This window comes from Streptomyces barringtoniae, assembly GCF_020819595.1.
Lineage (GTDB): Bacteria > Actinomycetota > Actinomycetes > Streptomycetales > Streptomycetaceae > Streptomyces > Streptomyces barringtoniae.
Genome location: NZ_JAJHNP010000118.1, coordinates 1 through 365, shown reverse-complemented (window position 1 = coordinate 365; position 365 = coordinate 1). Strand labels below are relative to the sequence as shown.

General features: G+C 68.5%; 1 protein-coding gene. It reads right to left on the bottom strand.

The features are described from left to right. A partial coding sequence (locus tag LMU33_RS40985) for a beta-ketoacyl synthase N-terminal-like domain-containing protein (RefSeq protein ID WP_228627216.1) occupies positions 1–365 on the bottom strand: 365 nt, incomplete at both ends.

The window sequence follows — 365 nt, the reverse complement described above, 5'->3', positions numbered from 1 at the left end:
CCGACGAAGACACCGGCCTGGCTGCCGCGCAGCGTCACCGGGTCGATCCCCGCCCGCTCGAACGCCTCCCACGACGTCTCCAGCAACAGCCGCTGCTGCGGATCCATCGCCAGCGCCTCACGCGGCGAAATCCCGAAGAACCCCGGATCGAAACGCGTCGCCTCCCGCAGGAAACCACCCTCACGCGTGTACGACGTCCCCTGCGCATCCGGATCCGGATCGTACAAACCCTCCACGTCCCAGCCCCGGTCCACCGGGAACCCGGACAACGCATCCCCACCCGAGACCAGCAACCGCCACAGATCCTCCGGCGACCGCACATCACCCGGGAAACGACAGCTCATCGCCACGATGGCGACGGGCTC